Origin of the sequence: Kitasatospora phosalacinea (genome assembly GCF_000717185.1) — a bacterium.
In the GTDB taxonomy this organism is placed as follows: domain Bacteria; phylum Actinomycetota; class Actinomycetes; order Streptomycetales; family Streptomycetaceae; genus Kitasatospora; species Kitasatospora phosalacinea_A.
Genome location: NZ_JNYE01000256.1, coordinates 1 through 1,532, shown reverse-complemented (window position 1 = coordinate 1,532; position 1,532 = coordinate 1). Strand labels below are relative to the sequence as shown.

At 74.7% G+C, this 1,532-nt stretch carries 1 pseudogene; it reads right to left on the bottom strand.

The features are described from left to right. Positions 1 to 1,358: pseudogene (locus tag OO57_RS38980) on the bottom strand (MFS transporter); the annotation flags it as partial. Positions 1,359 to 1,532: the final 174 nt, after the last annotated feature.

Here is a 1,532-nt window from a genome sequence, read left to right as displayed (position 1 = left end):
GGGGAGGTGGCGGGTGAACAGCAGGGCCCCGGCGGTGATCACCGTGCAGGCGAGGACGGCGGACTTCAGGCCCTGGATCTGCGCGTCCCGGTAGTGGTCGACCAGGGTCGCGGCCTCCTGCGGCGGCACCTCGGGGCGGGCGGCGAGGGCGGCGGCCACCTGGTCGGCGGGGACGAAGGAGATGCCCGCCTCGACCTGGGTGCCGACCTGCTGGGCGACGGCCGCGCCGACCCGCGGGTCGCCCTCGATCCGGGCGGTGACGGAGGTGGCGAGCGCGCCGATCAGGATCGCGCCGATCAGCGCCGTGCCGAGCGAGGAGCCGAGGTTCTGCGCGGTGTACTGCAGGCCGCCGGCCTCGCTGCGCTCGGCGGGGCGCACGCTGGACTGCACCGTGTTGCCGAGCTGCGAGGCGAGCATGCCCAGGCCGGTGCCGAGCAGGGCCATCGACCAGCCGAACGAGGCGCCCGCCGGCTCCGGCCCGATCGCGGCGATCAGCCACAGGGTGGCGGCGAGCAGCACCAGCAGCCCGGCCCGGACGACGGCCCGGGGCGAGGCGACGCGCAGCAGCAGCGGGCCGCACATCGAGGTGACGAGCATGGTCACCGAGACCGGGAGCAGCCGCAGCCCGGTCTCGAAGGCGTTCAGGCCCTGGACGACCTGGAGGTAGAGCGGGATGACGAAGAACAGGCCGAGCAGGACGGTGTTCTGGTTGAACAGGGCGATCAGCCCGGCGCGCAGCGGCCGGTTGCCGAACAGGGCGAGCGAGACCAGCGGGGTGGCGCCGCGGCGCTCCCGGCGCCGTTCGTGGGCGGTGGGGGCGAACCCGAGGACGGTGAACGGCGGGTTGCGCGGCTCGACCCAGCCCCAGCTGCCGCTCTGCAGGACGGCCAGCACCACCAGGGCCAGGCCCGCGGCGGACAGCACGGCGCCGGTCACAGGCCGCCGACCACCCCGTAGGCGACGGCGCGTTCGCGCCCCCGGTAGGAGCCGGCCACCAGCGCGGCCAGGGCGGGCAGCACCAGGGCCGCGCCCAGTCCCTCGACCACCGACCAGCCGACGGCGAGCACGCCCACGGTGGGGGCGACGGCGGTCAGGCCGGAGCCGACGCCGTAGACGACCAGGCCGACCACGAAGACCCGGCGGCGGCCGAACATGTCGCCGATCTTGCCGCCGGTCAGCATGAAGGCCGCCATCACCAGGGTGTAGAGGGTGATGACGGCCTGGACGGTGGTGACCTCGGTGTCGAAGTCCTCGACGAGCTGGCTGATCGACACGTTCATCACCGAGGCGTCCAGCACCATCAGGAACTGTGCGGTCCCCAGGACGGCCAGCGGTTTCCACGTGCTCGCTGCGTTCATCGCGCTCTCCCGTTCCCGGCCGCGCACCACCCGGGGCGCCCCGGCAGTCGCCCAGGCAGTCGCCCAGGCAGTCGTCCCGGCAGTCGTCCCGGCGGTCGTCCCACCACGGTCTCACCGCCGGACGAGCGCCGCGCCCCAGGCCCTCGCCCGGTCCGTCTCGCCCGTGCGCAGCGG